This is a genomic window from Ancylobacter sp. FA202 (genome assembly GCF_000380205.1).
Lineage (GTDB): Bacteria > Pseudomonadota > Alphaproteobacteria > Rhizobiales > Xanthobacteraceae > Ancylobacter.
On the sequence record NZ_KB904818.1, the window covers coordinates 4967969 to 4986996 of the forward strand.

Annotated in this window: 20 protein-coding genes and 1 riboswitch; of the genes, 9 read left to right on the forward strand and 11 right to left on the reverse strand. The window is 67.9% G+C overall.

All coding sequences use genetic code 11. The features are described 5' to 3' along the window. Positions 1-71 precede the first annotated feature (71 nt). The gene (locus tag A3M1_RS0123125) at positions 72-416 is read right to left on the reverse strand and encodes an usg protein (RefSeq protein WP_018391367.1); all 345 of its coding nucleotides are present in this window, start codon (positions 414-416) and stop codon (positions 72-74) included. 301 nt (positions 417-717) lie between these two features. On the opposite strand from A3M1_RS0123125, the gene groES reads away from it, so the two are divergent. The 3 genes from groES to A3M1_RS0123140 all read left to right on the forward strand — a co-directional run bounded on the left by groES (position 718) and on the right by A3M1_RS0123140 (position 4402). After that, positions 718-1032, forward strand: coding sequence for a co-chaperone GroES (groES, locus tag A3M1_RS0123130; RefSeq protein ID WP_018391368.1), 315 nt, complete (start codon positions 718-720; stop codon positions 1030-1032). Positions 1033-1078: 46 nt separating this feature from the next. Continuing rightward, the gene (gene groL / locus A3M1_RS0123135) at positions 1079-2725 is read left to right on the forward strand and encodes a chaperonin GroEL (RefSeq protein WP_018391369.1); all 1647 of its coding nucleotides are present in this window, start codon (positions 1079-1081) and stop codon (positions 2723-2725) included. Positions 2726-3604: 879 nt separating this feature from the next. After that, complete coding sequence (locus A3M1_RS0123140; RefSeq protein ID WP_018391370.1) at positions 3605-4402, forward strand: outer membrane protein; 798 nt, start codon at positions 3605-3607, stop codon at positions 4400-4402. Between the two features lie 129 nt (positions 4403-4531). Here the strand turns inward: A3M1_RS0123140 and A3M1_RS0123145 are convergent, their stop codons facing one another. From A3M1_RS0123145 to A3M1_RS0123160, 4 genes are read right to left on the reverse strand one after another with little or no spacing between them, the layout of a single operon-like run. Continuing rightward, positions 4532-5197: an ABC-type transport auxiliary lipoprotein family protein gene (locus A3M1_RS0123145; protein ID WP_018391371.1), complete on the reverse strand. Its 666-nt coding sequence runs from the start codon at positions 5195-5197 to the stop codon at positions 4532-4534. A 57-nt stretch (positions 5198-5254) separates the two neighbouring features. After that, on the reverse strand, positions 5255-6301 hold the full coding sequence (locus tag A3M1_RS0123150) for an MlaD family protein (protein ID WP_018391372.1): 1047 nt from the start codon (positions 6299-6301) through the stop codon (positions 5255-5257). 7 nt (positions 6302-6308) lie between these two features. Next, complete coding sequence (locus A3M1_RS0123155) at positions 6309-7142, reverse strand: ABC transporter ATP-binding protein (protein ID WP_018391373.1); 834 nt, start codon at positions 7140-7142, stop codon at positions 6309-6311. A 7-nt stretch (positions 7143-7149) separates the two neighbouring features. Beyond that, the gene (locus A3M1_RS0123160; protein ID WP_018391374.1) at positions 7150-8298 is read right to left on the reverse strand and encodes an MlaE family lipid ABC transporter permease subunit; all 1149 of its coding nucleotides are present in this window, start codon (positions 8296-8298) and stop codon (positions 7150-7152) included. A gap of 234 nt (positions 8299-8532) precedes the next feature. Here A3M1_RS0123160 and dgcA point away from each other — a divergent pair, with 234 nt between their 5' ends. Continuing rightward, positions 8533-9510, forward strand: a complete 978-nt coding sequence (gene dgcA, locus A3M1_RS0123165; RefSeq protein ID WP_018391375.1) for an N-acetyl-D-Glu racemase DgcA — start codon at positions 8533-8535, stop codon at positions 9508-9510. On the opposite strand, the gene A3M1_RS0123170 is transcribed toward dgcA, so the two are convergent. Beyond that, positions 9480-10658 (reverse strand): MFS transporter, encoded by a 1179-nt coding sequence (locus A3M1_RS0123170; RefSeq protein WP_018391376.1) that lies wholly within the window; start codon positions 10656-10658, stop codon positions 9480-9482. The two genes, dgcA and A3M1_RS0123170, sit on opposite strands and share 31 nt — an antisense overlap. A gap of 72 nt (positions 10659-10730) precedes the next feature. After that, a complete protein-coding gene (thiD, locus tag A3M1_RS0123175; RefSeq protein WP_018391377.1) occupies positions 10731-11537 on the reverse strand; it encodes a bifunctional hydroxymethylpyrimidine kinase/phosphomethylpyrimidine kinase in 807 nt (268 codons plus the stop codon). A 58-nt stretch (positions 11538-11595) separates the two neighbouring features. Continuing rightward, positions 11596-11726, reverse strand: a riboswitch (TPP riboswitch). 114 nt (positions 11727-11840) lie between these two features. Between thiD and A3M1_RS0123180 the strand changes: the two genes are divergently transcribed. Further along, the gene (locus A3M1_RS0123180) at positions 11841-12077 is read left to right on the forward strand and encodes an Lrp/AsnC ligand binding domain-containing protein (RefSeq protein ID WP_018391378.1); all 237 of its coding nucleotides are present in this window, start codon (positions 11841-11843) and stop codon (positions 12075-12077) included. Between the two features lie 4 nt (positions 12078-12081). Here A3M1_RS0123180 and A3M1_RS0123185 read toward each other — a convergent pair whose 3' ends face one another. The 3 genes from A3M1_RS0123185 to A3M1_RS0123195 form a co-directional block, all read right to left on the reverse strand. Then, a complete protein-coding gene (locus A3M1_RS0123185) occupies positions 12082-13008 on the reverse strand; it encodes a DMT family transporter (RefSeq protein WP_018963943.1) in 927 nt (308 codons plus the stop codon). Positions 13009-13075: 67 nt separating this feature from the next. Beyond that, positions 13076-13786, reverse strand: coding sequence for a cytochrome b/b6 domain-containing protein (locus A3M1_RS0123190; RefSeq protein WP_018391380.1), 711 nt, complete (start codon positions 13784-13786; stop codon positions 13076-13078). Next, entirely contained in the window at positions 13783-14226 is a 444-nt protein-coding gene (locus A3M1_RS0123195; RefSeq protein ID WP_018391381.1) for a cytochrome c, read from the reverse strand. The genes A3M1_RS0123190 and A3M1_RS0123195 overlap by 4 nt, the downstream gene beginning before the upstream one ends. Positions 14227-14449: 223 nt before the next feature. On the opposite strand from A3M1_RS0123195, the gene A3M1_RS0123200 reads away from it, so the two are divergent. The 4 genes from A3M1_RS0123200 (at position 14450) to A3M1_RS0123215 (ending at position 18030) form a co-directional block, all read left to right on the forward strand. Continuing rightward, on the forward strand, positions 14450-15265 hold the full coding sequence (locus A3M1_RS0123200; protein WP_018391382.1) for a universal stress protein: 816 nt from the start codon (positions 14450-14452) through the stop codon (positions 15263-15265). 168 nt (positions 15266-15433) lie between these two features. Next, positions 15434-16036: a LysE family translocator gene (locus A3M1_RS0123205; RefSeq protein WP_018391383.1), complete on the forward strand. Its 603-nt coding sequence runs from the start codon at positions 15434-15436 to the stop codon at positions 16034-16036. 81 nt (positions 16037-16117) lie between these two features. Continuing rightward, the gene (locus A3M1_RS0123210; RefSeq protein WP_018391384.1) at positions 16118-16975 is read left to right on the forward strand and encodes a UDP-2,3-diacylglucosamine diphosphatase; all 858 of its coding nucleotides are present in this window, start codon (positions 16118-16120) and stop codon (positions 16973-16975) included. Further along, on the forward strand, positions 16975-18030 hold the full coding sequence (locus A3M1_RS0123215) for a glycosyltransferase family 1 protein (RefSeq protein ID WP_018391385.1): 1056 nt from the start codon (positions 16975-16977) through the stop codon (positions 18028-18030). Before A3M1_RS0123210 ends, A3M1_RS0123215 begins: the two co-directional genes overlap by 1 nt. A 3-nt stretch (positions 18031-18033) precedes the next feature. On the opposite strand, the gene A3M1_RS0123220 is transcribed toward A3M1_RS0123215, so the two are convergent. Continuing rightward, positions 18034-19023: a threonine/serine dehydratase gene (locus tag A3M1_RS0123220; protein WP_018391386.1), complete on the reverse strand. Its 990-nt coding sequence runs from the start codon at positions 19021-19023 to the stop codon at positions 18034-18036. Between the last annotated feature and the right edge of the window lie 5 nt (positions 19024-19028).

Sequence of the window (19028 nt, forward strand, 5' to 3'; positions counted from 1 at the left end):
CCGCGCTCATAGCACGTCGCGCGCGGCAAGAAGAGGGCAGCAGGCGCAAAACACAGGCAAGGCGGCAAGTCTCAGTTCAGCCGGAACTCCCCGTCCACCCGGCGCAGTTCGGCCGGGCCGATCAGCCGCGAATGCGCCACCAGCACCGAATGCAGCGGGCCTTCCAGCTCGCGCTTCCAGAAGGCGAGGAAGTGGTTCAGCTCCGGGAAATGCGGGCAGAGATCGTAATGCTGCCAGAGAAAGGTCTGCAGGATTCCCGGATGATCGGGCATCCGGTAGAGGATCTGGGCCGTGGTGAGGCCATAGCCCTCCAGCTGCCGGCGGAAATCCGGCGACACGCGCCCGCCGGTACCCGCGCCCTCCCCCGTGGCCTGCAGCGACCGCCCACCACGCGACGACACCCCATGATCGGTCATGTGGAACCTCCTTTCGTGACGATAAGAGAGTGTGCAGCCGCTGCCGGCGCGCGGCAAGGTTAAAAATGATAATACCTGTTCAATATCAATGCACTAGCAGCATACGCGACGGAGTGCTGACAGGAAGGGGGTATTTGCGTTGGCACTCTCTCATCGCGACTGCCAGTTTTTTGCCGCCCGCACCTTGCGCCCCCTATCCCCGGCGCCTAGATGTCGCACGGCACCGCGAGATACCCCCAGACCATCCGGTTGGGCGGGCGCGGTGCGGGATCAAACGATCGTTCACGATTGGAGAGAGCCGATGAAGTTCCGTCCCCTGCATGACCGGGTCGTGGTCAAGCGTATTGATGCGGAAGAGAAGACCGCGGGCGGCATCATCATTCCCGACACTGCCAAGGAAAAGCCCTCGCAGGGCGAAGTCGTCGCTGTTGGCCCCGGCGCCCGCGACGAAGCCGGCAAGCTGGTGCCGCTCGATGTGGCGGCCGGCGACCGGGTGCTGTTCGGCAAGTGGTCGGGCACCGAGGTCAAGCTCGACGGCGTCGACTACCTCATCATGAAGGAGTCCGACATCCTGGGCGTCCTGGAAGGCGCTTCTGCGTCCAAGAAGGCCGCCTGAGCCAGCCGCTCACGCTGCTCGCAACGCATCACCGGAGTAAGAGATCATGTCTGCCAAGGAAGTTAAGTTCGCTGGCGACGCGCGCGAGAAGATGCTGCGCGGCGTCGACATTCTCGCCAATGCCGTCAAGGTCACGCTCGGTCCCAAGGGCCGCAACGTCGTGATCGAGAAGAGCTTCGGCGCTCCCCGCATCACCAAGGACGGCGTCACCGTCGCCAAGGAAATCGAGCTCGAGGACAAGTTCGAGAACATGGGCGCGCAGATGGTGCGCGAAGTGGCCTCGAAGTCCAACGACCTCGCCGGCGACGGCACCACCACCGCCACCGTGCTGGCCCAGGCCATCGTGAAGGAAGGCGCCAAGTCGGTCGCCGCCGGCATGAACCCGATGGACCTCAAGCGCGGCATCGACCTCGCGGTCGAGGCCATCGTCGCTGATCTCAAGAAGAACGCCCGCAAGGTGACGTCCAACGCCGAGATCGCCCAGGTCGGCACCATCTCCGCCAATGGCGACGCCGAAATCGGCAAGTACCTCGCCGAGGCGATGCAGAAGGTCGGCAACGAGGGTGTCATCACCGTCGAGGAAGCCAAGACCGCCGAGACCGAGCTCGACGTGGTGGAGGGCATGCAGTTCGACCGCGGCTACCTCTCGCCCTACTTCATCACCAACGCCGAAAAGATGCGCGTTGAGTTCGAGGACCCCTACATCCTCATCCACGAGAAGAAGCTCTCGGGCCTGCAGGAACTGCTGCCGGTGCTGGAAGCCGTGGTGCAGACCTCCAAGCCGCTGCTGATCATCGCCGAGGACATCGAGGGCGAGGCGCTCGCCACCCTCGTCGTCAACAAGCTGCGTGGCGGCCTCAAGGTCGCGGCCGTCAAGGCGCCCGGCTTCGGTGATCGCCGCAAGGCCATGCTGCAGGATATCGCCATCCTGACCGGCGGCACCGCCATCTCCGACGATCTCGGCATCAAGCTCGACACCGTGACGCTCGCCATGCTCGGCCGCGCCAAGAAGGTCGTGCTCGAGAAGGAGAACACCACGATCGTCGACGGCGCCGGCTCGAAGAAGGACATCGAGGACCGCGTGTCGCAGATCAAGGCGCAGATCGAGGAGACCACCTCGGACTACGACCGCGAGAAGCTGCAGGAGCGTCTGGCCAAGCTCGCCGGCGGCGTCGCGGTGATCCGCGTCGGCGGCGCGACCGAAGTCGAAGTGAAGGAAAAGAAGGACCGCGTTGACGACGCGCTGCACGCGACCCGCGCGGCCGTGGAAGAAGGCGTGCTGCCGGGCGGCGGCGTCGCCCTGCTGCGTGCCATGAAGGCGCTGGACGCCGTCGTCACCGCCAATCCCGACCAGAAGACCGGCGTCGACATCGTCCGCAAGGCGGTGCAGTACCCGGCGCGCCAGATCGCCAACAATGCCGGCGAAGACGGCTCGCTGATCGTCGGCCGTATCCTCGAGAAGGATACCTACGCCTACGGCTTCAATGCCCAGACCGGCGAATATGTCGACATGTACAAGGCCGGCGTCATTGACCCGGCCAAGGTGCTGCGCTCGGCGATCCAGAACGCGGCCTCCGTGGCCTCGCTGCTGATCACCACCGAAGCGATGATCGCCGACATTCCGAAGAAGGGCGGCGCGGCCCCCGCCATGCCGGGCGGCGGCATGGGCGGCATGGGCGGCATGGACTTCTGAGGAAGTCCATTCGCCCCTGCGGTTTCTTGATGCCGAAGTCGGCAACAGCCGACTTCGGTGGCGGCATGGACTTCTGAGGAAGTCCATTCGCCCCTGCGGTTTCTTGATGCCGAAGTCGGCAACAGCCGACTTCGGTGGCGGCATGGACTTCTGAGGAAGTCCATTCGCCTCTGCGGGTTAATCTGAGTGAGAAGGGCGCGGCGCAGGCCGCGCCCTTTTTTGCTGCGCCGACGCCCCCCCCCAAACTACCGTCATTCCCGGACCCGGCCTGGGGATCCACGCCTTGACCTCGCGCCGTCGGAAAAGCGTGGAGGGCCGGGCCAAGCCCGGCCCTGACGTGGCACTTGAAGGGCCGGCCCAAGCCCCGCCCTGACACAACGCTGGGGCGACGGCGAGCCCGGCCCTGGTCGCGCCAGCGCCTGACGAGGGCGCGCCCCTCGCGAGGGGTGGTCGCCCCCCAAAGAGCCGTCATCCCCGGGCTTGGCCCGGGGGATTCACGCCTTGGCCTTGTGCCGTCGGAAAGGTGGGGAGACGACCGGCCAAGCCCGGTCTTGGCCGCCACAGGCATGCCCGCACCGCCGACTCACCGCCGGTTACGCCCGCGCTGCGCCGGGTCGCGGCCCGCACCCTTGGCGTGTTGCTTCACACCTGCCCCAGAGAAAGACCCCGCGCCGCGCAGGCTTCACCCTCCGACTTTGAGTTCTCCGCTACCTCCCAACGGTATCCTGCCAACAGATGTACGAGCAAACGGTATTCAGGGAAGCCGATTGTTGCATTTCGGACGCACCGTCAGGAACAAACGCGGGGGTAGCAGGCCACAACCGAACTGTTTCGCGGGAATGTCATTATCCCGGCAGTGCGTTTACCTGGAGAAACCTCATGAACCGCTCGCTGCTTCTTGGCGCGGCCGCCCTGCTTGCCACCGGCACCGCCAGCTTTGCCGCCGACATGCCCTATCCCGTCAAGGCCGAGCCGGTCGCGGTTTTCGTGCCGGCGTTCTCCTGGACCGGCCTCTATCTCGGCGGCAATGCCGGCTATGCCTGGGGTGAATCCAAGGCCACCGACGTGCTGTTCTTCGACAGCACCGGCGGCGTATACACGCCCGGCGGCCTGTTTGCCGGCAACGACGTGAACTTCGGCAATATGGACGGCTGGGTCGCCGGCGGCCAGATCGGCTACAACTATCAGTTCGAGAACAATGTGGTCGTCGGCGTCGAGGCTGACTTCCAGTGGACCGGCGCCGAGGAGAGCATCGCCTTCTACGCCACGCCGGCCGGTCCCTACTATCAGTCCAGCGCTGAGCTGGAATGGTTCGGCACCGTGCGCGCCCGCCTCGGCTACGCCTTCGACCGCCTGCTCGTCTACGGCACCGGCGGCTTCGCCTATGGTAAGGTCAGCAGCTCGACCACCGTCATGGGCCTCACCGGCGGCGGCGCGCCGGACTTCACCACCGCGGCCTACGGCTCGCATGACAACGTCAACACCGGCTGGACCATCGGCGGCGGTCTCGAATATGCGATCACCGACAACTGGATCCTGCGCGGCGAATACCTCTATGTCGACCTCGGCGAGTCCAATGTGACCAGCTACCTCGCCGGCACGTCGGGCAGCTTCGTCAGCGCCAAGGCCGACCTGACCAGCAACATCGTCCGCGCCGCGATCAGCTACAAGTTCTGATCGACGCGAAGGGTATTCCCTGGCGACAAGACGAAAAAGCCCGGCGCGAGCCGGGCTTTTTTGCGTCTGCAAGGCAATTGGGAGAGCGCAGAAGACGCGCGCCCAAGCTGCGGCGCCTTCTCCTGCGCGTCAGAAGCGGCTGGACGCCCAGCGCACCAGCTGCACGAACACCTCGTCCGAGGCCTGGTCGAGCGCCGCCGTGGCGTCCGGCCCGCTGGTGGAGGCGGCCGGGGCGCGAGCGGTGAACACCTGCGCGGCGACGATGCGGCCCGAACTGGCGCTGACGATCTTGACCGACACCTCGACCACCGCCACCGGCCCGCCGTCATAAGTGCGCAGGCCGAAGGCCCGCAGGTCCGAGAGCAGCGTGTAGTCGGCGCTAAGCCCCTCGCCGGCCCGGCCGACCGAGCGGGCACGGTTGCCGTTCTCGAAGGATTCGATCAGCCGCGCCTGGAACAGCGCCGGCAGCCGGTCGCTCCACTGCGCCTTGTCCAGATAGGTGATCTGGCCGGGCTGCGGCTCGACCACGATCCGCTCGGTGTCCAGCACCGCCAGCGCGCTGGGCGGGCCTACCACGAGCAGGCCGGTTCCCCGGCGCGGGGCGCTGAAATCGGCCGGCGCGCTGAGATCGAAGGTCGGCACCGCCGTGTCGCCACCCGACAGGAGCGTGCTGCAGCCGCCGAGGAGCGCGGCCAGCGCCGCCATGCCGAGAGCGCCGGCGACCTTGCGGGCGCGGAAGCCGCGCCCCGAAAAGCTGCGCCCGGTCGAGCGGTCGCTTGTCTCGTCAAAACTCACGCGAACGCCCCTGCCCCCGTCGGTTGCACGACTTCCCATCATATGGCGCCCCATCGCCTAGCGCCCATTGTAGCTGGGTACGTTCGACCCGCCAAAGATGAACTGGCGCGGGTTGCGCTCAAAATTCCTGAAAACGCGCTCGATTTCACTGAGCGTGCGCCGGCCGTCCACCGCCAGCGCCTCGTATTGCCGCAGACCCGGCCCGGCAAACTTGTTGAGGTTGACCGTCAGTTCCGCCGTGCGGGTGTCGAGATTAGCGGCGAGCTTGCGCACTTCGGCGGCGGCGCCGGAAATCTCGCTGAACATCCCCTTGCCTTCCTCGCTCGTCGTCATGCCATTCACATTGTCGAGGATGACGTTGACCTTCTGGGCCATGGTACCGAGCTGCGCGGTGAACGCGCTGATGTCGTTGACCGTGTTGCCTAGCTTTTCCGGATCGACGGAAACCACCAGCTTGTCGAGATTGTCCGCCAGCGAGGAGATGCGCCGCGCCGCGCCGCCCATTTCCCGCAGGAAGGCGTCGATATTGCCGGAATTCTCGCCCAGTGCGGTGGTGAACTTGTCGACATTGTCGATCACCGAAGAGATCTTGGCGTCATTGGCCGTGATCAGGTCGTCGATGCGAATGGCGATGTCGTTGACCCGCCCCAGCACGTCGCGGGCCGAGCGCATCAGGTCCTGCACCGCCGACGTGTCGGCGTCGATGCGCGGCAGCTGGCCTTCCGCCGGCGCCGGCAGCGGCGCGGCCTGGGTTGAGCCGCCGACCAGCCCGACCGAGGCAAGGCCGGTGAGCAGCTGCGAATCCAGCGTGGCGCGGGTGTCGGACTTGACCGGCGTATCGGGCTGCACGGCGATGCGGGCGATGACCTTGCGCGGGTCCTGCGCATCGAGCCGCAACGCCGTCACCTCGCCCACCGGAATACCGTTGAAGGTGACGGAGGAGCCGGTCTGCAACCCACTCACCACGCCGCTGAACACGACATCATAGGAGGTGCGCGGCCCGCGATTGGCCGAGCCGGTGAACCACCAGACAAAGGCGAAGCCCGCCGCGACGACGGCGAGGGTGAACAGCCCGATGATCGTGTAATTGGCGCGTGTCTCCATGGTGTCCTCAGCGCGCCCCTTCAGAACCGAAGCCGGCGGCGCGCGCCCGCTTGCCGTGAAAATAAGCCGAAACCCAGGGATGTTGCGACGCCAGCATGGTCTCGATCGGACCGACGGCGATGACCTTGCCATCGGCGAGTGCCGCGATGCGATCGCACACCGTGTGCAGGCTGTCCAGATCGTGAGTTACCATGAATACCGTCAACCCCAAAGTCTGCTGGAGGGTTGCAATCAATTCGTCGAATTCGCCGGCACCGATCGGGTCGAGGCCCGAGGTCGGCTCGTCGAGGAACAGGATTTCAGGGTCCAGCGCCAGGGCGCGGGCCAGCGCCACACGCTTGATCATGCCGCCGGAAAGCTCGGACGGCGCCTTTTCGGAGACATCAGGGGCGAGGCCGACCATCTCCAGCTTAGCGATGGTGAGTTCGTCCATCAGCCCCTGCGACAGGTCGAGATATTCGCGCATCGGGAACTGGATGTTCTGCCGCACGCTCAGCGAGGAGAACAGCGCGCCCTGCTGGAACAGCACGCCCCAGCGCTGCTCAAGCGCCCGCCGGCCGGCATAGGTAAGATCGTCGAGGTCCTGGCCGAACACCGCCACCGTGCCGGCGCGCTTGGGCACCAGCCCAAGTATGGTGCGGGTCAGCACCGATTTGCCGCCGCCCGAGGCGCCGACGAAGCCGAGGATCTCGCCGCGCTTCACGTCGAGCGAGAGGCCCTTGAGGATGGTGCGCTCGCCAAACGCCACCACCAGGTCGCGCACATGGATGATCGTCTCGCCGGGAGCGACGTCGGGGACGGCCGCGCCGCTCGTCTGCTGGGTGTCGGTTTCGGCGTGCACGCGCGCCTCACATGTCAATCGCGGCGAAGAACATGGCGAACAGCCCGTCCACCACGATCACCAGGAAGATCGCCTTCACCACCGAGGCGGTGGTGTGGGCGCCGAGGGATTCCGCGCTGCCGCCGACCCGCATGCCCTCCATGCAGGCGATGAGGCCGATGATCGCCGCCATGAACGGCGCCTTTATCATGCCGACCTCGAAAGTGTTGAGGCCGATGGCCTCCTGCAGCCGGGCGATGAAGATCGCCGGTGAAATGCCGCCATAGAGCCAGGCCACCAGCCCGCCGCCGAACAGCGCGCTCATATTGCCGATGAAGGTGAGCAGCGGCACGGCGATGACCAGCGCCACCAGGCGCGGCAGCACCAGCACTTCATTGGGATCGAACCCCATCACCCGCAGCGCGTCGACTTCTTCGCGCATCCGCATGGAGCCGAGTTCCGCCGTGAAGGCGCTGCCCGAGCGGCCGGCCACCATGATCGAGACGATCAGCACGCCGAGTTCGCGCAGGGTGAGAATGCCCACCATGTCGACGACATAGGTGGTGGCGCCGAACTTGCGGAAATGGAAGATGCCCTGCTGGGCGATGATGCAGCCGATCAGGAAGGTGATCAGCGCCACGATCGGCACCGCCCGCAGGCCGGCCCGCTCCAGATGATAGATCATCGAGGTAAAGCGGAAAGTGTGCGGGCGCACCAGCACGCGCAGGAACGCCGCCACCACCGCCCCGATGAAGGAAAGCAGCCCCAGAGCGTCATCGGCCATCGACACCGTGGTCTTGCCGACCAGCTGGAGAGCGCCCAGCATCGGGTTCACATGGCGCAGGCGCGGCGGATTCTGGTGGCTGCCCTTGACGATATCGTCCAACAGCGGGCGGAAGCGGCGCTCCAGCCCGACGATCTGGAAGCGGATATTGGCCTTGTCGAGGGATTGCAGCAGCCGGTCGAGCACCACGGCGCCGAGCGTGTCGAAGCTGCGCACACCGGAAAGGTCGATCCGCGCCGTCTCGCTGGTTCCGCTGCCGACTTCCGCCAGCGCGGCATCGACGCTGCCTTCGAGCGCGCGCCCCTGCCCGGCCACCCAGCGGCCATTGCCCACGAACACGAGTTCGCGGCCATTGCGGACGGTGGCCAGAAGCGGCGCTTCAGCAGCTCCCAAAATGACCTCTCCTGCGGGCATGACACGACCAGCGGCCGCGACACCGAGACGAATTCGCAATGCTCTACTTAGCGGTAGCACCTGCGGCCGTCGAGAGAGCCGCCCGGCGAATCACGGCGATGACACCCCGGGAACGGCGTAATCGCCGCGAGTGTGCTTTCAATGCGACGCCCCGCCGGGCGCGGCCGGCCTTATGCTGGGAGCGCGATTCCTCCTGCTCCCGGCGATAGGGCCATGACCGATCTCCTCATCACTGCCGAACGCTTCCCGATCCGTGGCCGGTTCACCATCGCCCGCGGATCAAAGACCGAGGCCGCCGTCGTCACCGTCGAGCTGCGCGACGGCGCCCATGTCGGACGCGGCGAGTGCGTGCCCTATGGACGCTATGGCGAGAGCGTCGAAGGGGTGGTCGACCAGCTCGCCGCGCTGCAAAAGCTGATTGCCGAGGGCCTGCGGCGCGAGGATTTGATGACGGTCCTGCCGCCCGGGGCGGCGCGCAACGCGCTCGACTGCGCGATGTGGGACATCGACGCCAAACGGGCCGAAATGCGCGTTTATGAGATGGCCGGCCTGCCGGCGCCGCAGCCGGTCGTCACCGCCTACACGCTCAGCCTCGACACGCCGGAAGCCATGGCGCAGGCGGCCCGCGAGTCCGGGCACGACCTGCTCAAACTCAAGCTCGGCACCGAGGGCGACCTCGCCCGCCTCACCGCGATCCGCGCGGCGGTGCCGCAGGCGCGGCTGATCGTCGACGCCAATGAGGGCTGGACGGCGGAGAATCTGGAGGCGCATCTGGCCGCCTGCGCCGAAGTCGGGGTCGAACTGGTCGAGCAGCCCCTGCCTGCCGCCGACGACGCAGCGCTGGCGCAGATCGCCCGCCCGGTGCCGGTCTGCGCCGATGAGAGCGCGCACGGGCTCGACAGCCTCGACGCGCTGGCCGGACGCTATGATGCGCTCAACATCAAGCTCGACAAGACCGGCGGGCTGACCGAGGCGATCCTGCTCGCCCGCGCGGCCCAGGCAGCCGGGCTCGACATCATGGTCGGCTGCATGGTCGGCACCTCGCTGGCCATGGCGCCGGCGCTGCTTCTGGCGCCGCTGGCGCGCTTCGTCGATCTCGACGGCCCGCTTCTGCTCGCCACCGACCGCGACCCGGCGCTGCGCTATGAGGGCAGCCGCGTCTACCCGCCGGAGCCCGCGCTGTGGGGCTGACGCAGCCGCCCGGCGAGGAGCGCGCCCAGCGTGCCCAGCCCCGCCAGCCCGCTTGAGGCGAGGAACGCCGCCGGACCGTAGGCCTGCCACAGCGGCCCGGCGGCCAGTGTCGCGCCCGCCATGGCGATCGCCGTCGCCCAGGCCGCGAGCGCCTGCACGCTCGCCCCGCGCCCCGGCGGCGCATGCCGGGCGACGAGTTCCACAGTGCCGAGATAGGTGCAGCCGAAGGTGAAGGCGTGCAGCGGCTGCAGCAGTAGAAGCAGCAGCAGCGGCGGGTCGAGCGCCATCACCCCGAAGCGCAGCACCCCGGCGAGGCCGCCGATCAGCAGCAGCTTTTCCGGCCCCAGCCGCCTCGTCACCCGTGTGCCGTAATGGAACAGCACCACCTCCGCCAGCACGCCGAGCGACCAGAGCAGGCCGATGAGCGTGCTGGACAGGCCCTTGCCCTGCCACATCAGCGAAGCGAAGGCGTAGAGCACGGCATGCGAGCCCTGCACCAGCGCCGCCGCCGCCATGCCGACGAACAGCACCGGCGCGAGACCGGCGAGGACGAAACCGCGGGGACGCGCCGTCTCGTGCGGCGCTGGGCGCACCTCGCGCAGGGTCGCCGCCGCCAGCGCCGCCGCGACGCTCGCCCCGGCGATGAGCCAGATCACCGTATCGGGTGGAACCGCGACGACGAACGCCCCGCCGAGCAGACCGCCGGCCAGCAGGTTTCCGCCGATGAACGCCGCCGATCCCCACAGCCGCACCCGGCCATAGTCGATCAGCCCCTCGCGCCGGCGCGCCACCGCATAGGCGTCGAGCACCGGCAGGCTCGGCTGCCAGAACACGGCGGCAAGGCCCAGCCCGATCAGGATGAAGGTGGCGCTCGGGGCGAAGGCGATGCCGGCAAAGCACAGGGCGGTGGCGGCGGCATAGACGATGAGCGCGGCACGCGGGCGGCCGGTGCGATCGGCCAGCAGGCCGCCCAGCGGCATGGTGACGAGCCGCACCACCTGCGGCACGGCCAGCGCCAGCGCGATCATCGACGCATCGAAGCCGCGCCCTTCCAGCCAGACCGGGAAGAACGGCATGAACACGCCGATGCCGAAGAACAGCCCGGCATAGACGGCGGCGATGGCGTGGCGGGGGGCGATGAGGGGCACGAGGCGGCTCGCAGGAAAGGCCGCCTCGCTTAGCAGGCCGCGCCGCGAGGCGCGAGAGCCATCAACCCGTGCTCACCACCACGCGTGGAAGTGGTGCACCGGCCCATGGCCCTGGCCGATGACGAGTTCTTCCGAGCGCGCCAGCGCCTGGGTCAGATAGTCCTTCGCCGCCGCCACCGCCGCGCGCAGCGGCAGTCCCTTGGCCAGCCCGGCGGTGATGGCGGAGGAGAGCGTGCAGCCGGTGCCATGGGTGTTGCGGGTGACGATGCGCGTCGCGGAAAGTTCCAGGAAGCCGTCTTCGTCCAGCAGAACGTCGATGCTGTCCGGCCCCTCGCCATGCCCGCCCTTGATCAACACCGCGCGCGGCCCCATCGCCAGCAGGAGTTGCGCCTGCGCCCTTACGCTGGCGAGGTCCTGCGCCGGCGCCGAGTCGAGCAGGGCGGCGGCTTCCGGCAGGTTGGGCGTAATCAGCAGCGCCTGAGGCAGCAATTCGCGGCGCAGCGTCTCGATCGCCTCCGGCACCAGCAGCCGGTCGCCCGAGGCCGCGATCATGACAGGATCGAGCACGACCGTCGCCATGCCGTGGCGCTTGAGGCCCGATGCCACCGCAAGGATCGCCTCGGGGCGCGAGAGCATGCCGATCTTCACCGCATTGACCGCGAGATCGGACAGCACGGCGTCGATCTGCGCGGCGATGAAGGCGGCTGGCACGTCGTGAATGCCGGTGACGCCGCGCGTGTTCTGGGCGGTGAGCGCGGTGATGACGCTGGCGCCATAGACGCCGAGCGCGGAAAAGGTCTTGAGATCGGCCTGGATGCCGGCGCCGCCGCCGCTGTCCGAGCCTGCCATCGTCACCGCGATCGGTGTGGAGCCTGCCATGCTACGCCTCCCCTCGCCGCGCGGGAGGCGGAGGCGTCGCGACGGGGAAAGCCGCCCCGAGCGCGCGCGATCCGTTCCCTCCGCCGGCATGACCCGGATCAGGTTCGTGGGTTGGCAGCGTGCCTCGCGGCCCGCCTTCACCTCTCAGCCCGCCGCGCCACCGCGCCTTGGGCACCCCAACGTGATCGTCCTCGCGAGATAGGCGAGGACGCGCGCCCGCGCAAGCGCCCCCCGCACTGGGGGTTGCGCCCTCCCCGCGCTTCTGGTTCCTATCGGCCTCCCGACCCAAGCCGGAAGACCGCGATGGTTCCCTTCTTCATGCAGATCAAATGCCAGCTCGGCCGCGCCTATGAAGTGGCGAACGCCATCGCCGACGCAGAGATCGCCTCCGAGATTTATTCCACCGCTGGCGAGTTCGACCTGCTGGTGAAGTTCTACGTGCCTGAGGGCACGGATATCGGCCATTTCGTCAATGAGAAGGTGCAGCTGTTCCCGGGCATCCAGGACACCCGCACCCTCATCACCTTCAAGGCGTTCTGAGGCGTCAGGGCGCCGGCGCGGCGGGCGGCGTGGTCGCCGCCTCCTCGCGCGTCCGGTCGATGCCGAGCTGGCGCTCGCGCCAGATGACGAACAGCCCGGCGGCGATGACGATGGCGCCGCCCACCAGCACCAGCAGCGGCGGAATCTCGGCGAACAGGATGAAGCCGAGCAGCAGCGACCACAGCATGGCGGAATAGGCGAAGGGCGCCACCACCGAGGCCGGCGCGTAGCGATAGCTCTCGGTCAGCAGGATCTGGCCGACCCCGCCGATGAAGCCGATCGTCAGCAGCAGCACCCCCTCGCGCCCGCTCGGCAGCACCCAGCCCCAGCCGGCGGTGGCAAGGCCGGCAAGCGCCGCCAACGCCTGGAAATAGAACACGATCGACGCCGTCGTCTCGGTCTGGGTGAGACGGCGCACCTGCACCATCGCCCCGGCGGTGAAGGCGGCAGCCATCAGCGCGTACAGCGCGCCGAACATATGGCCGGGCGTGTCAAACGAGCCGTGCATATGCGGCCACAGCATCACCACCACCCCGCCGAGCCCCACCACCACCGCCGCCCAGCGATAGAGCTGCACCCGCTCGCGCAGCAGCAGCGCCGCCAGCATCACGGTGAGCAGCGGCGCGGCGAAGCCGATGGCGGTGGCGTCCGCCAGCGGAATGCGCGCCAGCGCCGCGAAGCTCAGCCCCATGGCGCAGACGCCGATGGTGCCGCGTGCGACATGGCCGAGTGGATTCGCCGTGCGCACCGCCGCGCCGATCTCGCCGCGCCAGGCAAGCAGCGCCAGCAGCGGAAACAGCGCGAAGAACGAGCGCGAGAAGACGATCTCGCCGGTCGGAACGTGATCCGAGACGATACGGACGAGGGCGGACATGATGGTGAAGAGAAACGTCGCGCCGACCTGCAGCGCGATGCCCTTGAGCGCGTTCATGGGGCCGCCATGGAGCACGGTTCACCCGCCCCGGCAAGAGGCTCTCCAGCCGGCCGAAGGTGTTATTTCACGGGAAGGGGTGCCCTCCCGCCAGCGCGATACCGCCGAACACGATGAGCCCCGCGAGGGCGAGGCAGGCGAGCGCCATCCCCACCCCGCCCGGCGTCGCCGGCGCCCGGTCGGCATAGCTGGCCGCCGGCTTGCTGCCGGTGATCATGGCGCGGATCAGGTTGTCGCGGCCGAACAGCGAATAGGCGAGATTGGCCAGCACATGCAGGCCGATCAGCGCCAGCAGGAACGGGTAGAGCCGCTGATGCCAGCCGGAAGCGCTGCGGATCGTCGCGTCGCTCACGACAGGCGTCATCGGGCCATAGACGATGATGTCGTCGCTGGTGAACAGGCCGGTGAGCCCCTGCGCCGCCACGATCGCCAGCAGCGCCAGCACCATCCAGCCGCCCAGCGGGTTGTGGCCGAGGAAATGCGGCGGCCGGCCCTTGAGCAGGCTCATGGCATAGCGCAGCCCGGCCACCGGGCCGCTGACAAAGCCGGCAAAGCGCGCCGTCGAGCCGCCGACCAGCCCCCAGAGCAGGCGAAAAACCACCACCACCAGAATGGCCAGGCCGTTCCACTGGTGCCAGACCAGCGCCGCGTCGCCCCAGTAGCGGCTGGCGAAGGCGAGCCCGACCAGCGCGGCAAGGCTCCATTTCGCCAGCCGCGTCGGCAGGTCCCACGCCAGCATCGTCACCGGCGTGGATGAGGAAAGGGACGCGCCGGTCAATTCTTCTGCCGGTAAGTGTCGTGGCAACCGCCGCAATTGCGAACCACGCCGGGGAAATTGGCTTTGAAGCTGGCCTCGTCGGTGATCGCCGCGCGCGCGGCAGCGGCATCCGAGCCGAGCTTGGCGAAGCGGGCGTCGAAATCCGCCTTATTGGTCCAGATTGCCGGCAGCGCCTCGGTGTCGCCGGTGCCCGAGCCCGCCGGGAACAGGGTTGGCAGCACCTTGGCGTCCTTTACATAGAGATCCAACGCCGCCTGCACCTGCGCGAGATCGAAGGGCACGCTTCCCCGCAGCATGCCGCCGATCGGCTTGGTGGCATCGCCGAACTGCTTGAGCAGGGCCTGGCGCTCCTTGATGACATCGGCTTGGGCCGTGACCGCTGTCGCGGCGATAGCGGTGATGATGCCGGCTGCAAGCGCAGCCGTCAGGCGACGAACCATGAGATGCTCCCTCATCTACGCGCCGGGCCCGGCGCGCGGTGCGAGAGTAGTGACCGCATATGCGATAGCAATGACCCAAGCGGCGCGGTCGCGCGCTCGTGATGGGGCGGAAAGCCAAGTATGGTGAATACCTAATGCCTCTTGCGGATCGTGGTTTTCCGCATTTCCATCAGGCTCCAATGTCCTTACGTCAAAGGGACAGCCGCCAGGAGAGAGAAACGCCATGTCCATCCGTACCGTCCTGCTGCACGCCGCTCCCGATTCGGGCTTCAGCGATCGCCTGGCCTTCGCCGCCGGCCTCGCGCGCCAGACCGGGGCCCACCTCAAGGCGGTCTACACGCTTTATCCCGCCGGCGTGCCCCGCGTCGGGCGGGCGCTGTCGATCTATGTGAACGAGCTGGTGCGCGAGGCGAAGGAGAAGGAAGCCGTCCTCAAGGCGCAGTTCGAGGCTGCAGTCGCGGAAGCGGGCGTGGTCGGGGTGTGGCAGACCATCGAGGGCGAGGTCACAGCCGCGCTGCGCGATGAAGTCACCTTTTCCGACGTTACCGTGGTCAGCGAAACCCGCTATGGCACAGTCGACGACGAACTCGCCGCCACCCTGCCCGAGCATCTCGCCCTCGCCTGCAACGGCCCGGTGATCGTGGTGCCGACGGCCAAGCCGGTGCCGAACCGCATCGGCCGGGTGCTGGTGGCGTGGAAGCCCTCGCGCGAGGCCGGCCATGCCGTGCGCTTCGCCCTCCCCGTGCTGGCGCTGGCCGACGAGGTGGAAGTGCTCACCGTCGAGGAAAGCAAGACGGATGTCGCCGCCTCGGGCGCCAAGCTCACCGCCTATCTCTCCACCCATGGCGTCAATGCCAAGCACCGCCATGTCCTTGAGGGCCAGGCCGGTGTCGTCATTCCCCAGGAGGCGCAGAAATTCGGCGCCGACCTGCTGGTCATGGGCATCTACAGCCGCTCGCGTCTGGCCGAGATGATCCTCGGCGGCGTCACCGCCTCGCTGCTGATCGACCCGCCCGTGCCGCTTTTCGTCGCTCATTGAGCGGACGGGCCGCGCGCCCGCCACTTGGCTAAGATCGCCGCCGGCTCCGGACAGGGGCCGGCGGTTTTGTTTCGCCATCTCGACCGGCGTTGACAGGTTGCGGGAAACCGCCCCACAGCCTAGCTCTGGCGCGCCGATCCGGCCTGTCGCCCCGCCGAGGAAAATCCGGTGCCGCTGTCGTCCCAGCTTCTGCCCATGTTCCTGTTCGCGCTCGCCGGGGCGCTGACGCCGGGGCCGAACAACATGATCTCGGCCGGCTCCGGCGCCGCCTTCGGCTTCCGTCGCACCCTGCCGCAGATCTGGGGCGTCACGGTCGGCTTCGCGGTGATGCTGGTCGCCATCGGCATGGGGCTGGGCACGCTGTTCCTCGCCATCCCCTACATGCACCAGACGCTGAAGATCGTCGGCGCGCTCTATCTGCTCTATCTCGCCTGGAAGATCGCCAATGCCGGCGGCCCGGGGGACGGCAGCGCCGTAGAGCGGCCGATGACCCTGCTGCAATCGGCACTGTTCCAATGGGTGAACCCGAAGGCGTGGACCATCGCTCTTTCGATCATCCCTGCCTTTACCACGGTGGGCGGCGAGCATCTGTTCGCCGAGGTGGCGATGATCGCGCTGGTTTCGGGCGGCGTCGCCTTTCCCAGCCTGTGCCTGTGGGCGGGGTTCGGTGCGCTGCTCGCCCGGCTGCTGTCGACCCCGCGCCAGCAGCGCATCGTCAACTACGTGATGGCGGCGCTGGTGGCGTCGAGCGTGGTGATGCTGTTCCTCTGAGGGGGCTCCGTCGCTGCCATGTGAACGGTGCAGCGCAGCATCGTCATAAAAGGGTGATGCGACTCGGGCTTATGCTTCCCCATGGACACATTGCCCAGCCCGTTTGAGGGCCTGATCGAGGGGGCTTTCGAGGTGAACGACGCACCCGAGGCACGCCGCTATCGCAGCCTGTTCCTGTCCGATGTCCATCTCGGCACCAAGGGCTGCCAGGCCGATCTGCTGCTGGATTTCCTGCGCTACCACGACGCCGACACCATCTACCTCGTCGGCGACATCGTCGATGGCTGGCGGCTGCGCTCGGGCTGGTACTGGCCGCAGGCGCATAATGACGTGGTGCAGAAGCTGCTGCGCAAGAGCCGCAAGGGCACCCGCATGGTCTATCTGCCGGGGAACCACGATGAATTCCTCCGCGACTATTACGGCAATCATTTCGGCGGCATCGAAGTGGTCGAGACGGCGATCCACGAAGGCGCCGACGGCAAGCGCTACCTCGTCATCCATGGCGACGTGTTCGACGTCGTGGTGCGTCACGCCCGCTGGCTCGCCTTCCTCGGCGATGGCGCCTACACCGCCGCGCTCGGCCTCAACACCTATCTCAACTGGATCAGGCGCAAATTCGGCTTTCCCTATTGGTCTCTGAGCCAGTGGGCCAAGCTGAAGGTGAAGAACGCGGTCAATTTCATTGGCCGCTTCGAGGAAGCGGTCGCCACCGAGGCCCGCCGCCACAAGGTGGACGGGGTGGTCTGCGGCCATATCCACCACGCGGTCATTCACGACAGCTTCGGCGTCGAGTACATTAATTGCGGCGACTGGGTCGAAAGCTGCACGGCGATCGTCGAACATGCCGATGGCCGCTTCGAGCTGATCGACTGGGCGCGCCAGACAAGGGCGCGCGTGAAGGCGCCGCTGCTGCTCGAACGGCCGAAGGTTGCCGCCTGATGCACATTCTCGTCGCCACCGATGCCTGGCTGCCGCAGGTGAACGGCGTCGTCCGTTCGCTGCAGAACACCGCCCGCGAGGCCGCCACGCTGGGTGCGCGGATCGACTTCCTCACCCCCGCCGATTTCCGCACCGTGCCGATGCCGACCTATCCGGAGATCCGGCTGGCGCTGGCGACGCCCGGGCGGGTGCGCCGCCGGATGGACGAGATCGGCGCCGATTACGTCCACATCGCCACCGAAGGCCCGATCGGCATCATGGCGCGCCGCGCCTGCCTTTCGCGCGGGCAGAGCTTCACCACCAGCTACCACACGCGCTTTCCCGAATATCTCTCGGCCCGCGCGCCGGTGCCGGAAGTGCTGTCCTATGCCTGGCTGCGGCGCTTCCACAATGCCGGCGCCGGCATCATGGTCTCCACCCCGACGCTGGAGGCGGAACTGCGCGGGCGCGGTTTCCGCAACATCCTGCGCTGGTCGCGCGGCGTCGATGCCGAGCTGTTCCACCCGCGCCCGCAATCCGAGATGGACGCGCGCGTCGCCGCCCTGCCCCGCCCGATCTTCCTCTCGGTCGGCCGGGTCGCGGTGGAAAAGAACATCTCCGCCTTCCTCGATCTCGACCTGCCCGGCTCGAAGGTGGTGGTCGGCGAAGGCCCGGCCCGCGCCGAGCTTCAGGCCCGCCACCCCGACGTGCATTTCCTCGGTTTGAAAGAAGGCGAGGCACTGGCCCGCATCTACGCGGCGGCGGATGTGTTCGTGTTCCCCAGCCTGACCGACACCTTCGGCATCGTGCTGCTGGAAGCGCTGGCGAGCGGCCTGCCGGTCGCCGCCTTCCCCGTCACCGGGCCGATGGACGTGATCGGCGAGGCGGACCTCTCCGTCGGCGTGCTGGGCGAGGATCTGCGGCAGGCGGCGCTGGCCGCGCTCGACATCGACCGCGCAGCGACCCGCGCCTATGCGCTGCGCTTTTCCTGGCGCGCCTGCACCGAGCAGTTCCTGCGCAATATCGAGGCCGCCCACGCCCGCGCACACGCCGTCCCCGGCGTGGCGGCGGGCTGAGCCTCACGCCACAGCGAGGCAGCGGGCGAAGGTGGAAGCATCCACATTGCCGCCCGAGAGCACGAGCACGGCGAGTTTGTCGGTAAGGTCGAGCTTGCCCGCCAGCACAGCGGCGAGCGTTACCGCCCCGCCGGGCTCGACGACCAGCTTCAGTTCCTCGAAGGCAAACGCCACCGCCCGCGCCACTTCCTCGTCGGTGGCCGACACACCCTCGCCGACGAGGCGGGAGGAAATCTCGAACGTCAGCCGCCCCGGCGTCGCCGCCAGCAGCGCGTCGCAGATCGAGCCGGTCGCCTGGTTGTTGCGCTCGCGTCCGCCGGAGCGGAAGGAGCGGGCGTGGTCGTCGAAGCCGGCCGGCTCGGCGGTGAGGATTCGGGCGTCCGGGAAATGGTGCCGCACCGCCAGCGCGATGCCGGAAACGAGGCCGCCGCCCGAGGCGTTGGCCATCACCACATCCGGGGTCAGGCCGCGCGCGAGAAGATCCTCGGCGATCTCCAGCCCCACCGTGCCCTGTCCGGCGATGATGTGGAAATCATCATAGGGCGGCACGAAGATGGCGCCGCGCGCCCGCGCGATCTCGCCGGCAATGGCGTCGCGGTCATCGGTCTCGCGGTCGTACTCCACCACCTCGCCGCCGAAGGCGATGGTGCGTGCCTTCTTCATCGCAGGCGCATCCTTCGGCATCACGATCACCGACGCCATGCCCATCAGCGCCGCCGCCGCCGCCACGCCCTGCGCGTGATTGCCGGAGGAGCAGGCGACCACGCCCCCGGCACGCTCATCGGCGGGAATGCGCGAGATACGGTTATAGGCGCCGCGAAACTTGAACGAGCCGGTGCGCTGGAGCACTTCCGGCTTCAGGAACACGCGCCCGCCGGTGATCGCGTCGAGGCGTGCGCTGGAGAGAAGCGGCGTGCGGACCGCGACGCCGGCGAGGCGCTCGGCGGCCGAGGCGATATCGTCATAGGTAGGAAGGGCGTTGCTCTGCATCATGGGGC